The sequence below is a fragment of the Vibrio sp. Vb0349 genome (assembly GCF_033338975.1).
This window is the reverse complement of the sequence record NZ_JAWOTS010000275.1, coordinates 1-1,238: the sequence shown is the minus strand read 5'-3', so window position 1 is coordinate 1,238 and position 1,238 is coordinate 1. Positions and strand designations below refer to the sequence as shown.

2 protein-coding genes are annotated in these 1,238 nt (G+C 46.5%); both read left to right on the top strand.

The features are described 5' to 3' along the window. A partial coding sequence (locus tag R7Q47_RS25165) for an ABC transporter substrate-binding protein (RefSeq protein ID WP_318090048.1) occupies positions 1-1,042 on the top strand: 1,042 nt, incomplete at its 5' end. After that, positions 1,026-1,238, top strand: a 213-nt coding sequence (locus R7Q47_RS25160; protein ID WP_318090047.1) for a hypothetical protein, incomplete at its 3' end; no start/stop codon positions are given. The genes R7Q47_RS25165 and R7Q47_RS25160, both read left to right, overlap by 17 nt.

Below are 1,238 nucleotides of genomic sequence, written 5' to 3'. Positions count from 1 at the left end.
ACCACAGCCTTGGACCGTTGATATTAAGCTTGTTCGTCCAGATCGCTATTTACCGTTAGCATTGAGCGAGTCTCAAGCCAAAGTCTTATTGCCACAAGCACTTCGCTCTGAGGATTTTGACCGTAAGCCTATTGGCACAGGTCCGTTCCAAGTAAAAGTGAACGACGACAAACGCCTTATCCTTACTGCTTTCGATGGTTATTTTGGGTTTCGTCCACTGCTGGACCAAGTTGAAGTGTGGGTGATTGATGAAGCCTACTCATCAATGGTGTATCCAAGCCTGTCCAAGCCACAAATGAACAAACAAGCGTCGACCGATGAAGTGGAACTCGATCCGGGCTGTACCTTCTTGCTGCTTAACAAAAACACCGGGATCGCAAAAGACCCACGTTGGGCCGAATTTTTAAGCCAAACACTAAATAGCCATCAAATCTACGCGCACGTTCCCCAAGATAAAGTGATTGAACTGGGTGTACTGCAAGCATTTGGTTTAAAACCGGGGTGGATTGACTTAAGACCGACATCAGTTGGTGAAGTCCCGCAACAAGGTAAATCGATTACCGTCGCTTATCAGAAAAAACATCCGATGTTTCCTGTCATTGCCAAAGCAATTAAACATTTGCTCAAACCGCACAGTGTCGATGTCGAGTTTATTCGCTACGATACGCAGCCGCCAAATCCAGAAGAAGTCGACGTTTGGGTAAAAGCAATGGGTATTGCGACCAATCGCAACGATGCCTTAGCGGGCTGGCTACTTGATTATAGCGACATCGAAAAATTCAGCGCGGGTTACGATTTTTCAGAATGGGCGACATTAGTCGATCAATGGCGTGCAGGCATTCATGCCGACTTTCCTGCTCGCGAATTAGGAAGGCAGTTAGTGAAAAGCTGTCAGGTTATTCCAATGTTCCATTGCTGGCTAGGGGTAAACAAAGACCACAGCGGTGCGCTTCAAAACGCAAAATGTAATGCGCTGGGGTGGTTCGATTTCAGCAATGTGTGGGTCAAGCCAGAGATAGAAGATAATGGCCAAGCCGAATAAAAAGCAACCGAGTAAAACTGTCGAAATTTATTGTGCGAAATGCAAAGCGCAGCTATATAAATATCGCAAGGGCGGAAAGGGGGCCTTGGTGAAGTGCTTTAAAGAACGTATTGTAGAAGATTACACTCAAACCCCTTGTTTTTGCCCGAGCTGCGGGCAAGAGTTTGCACGAGATACGTTAGTCAGAGGTACGCCT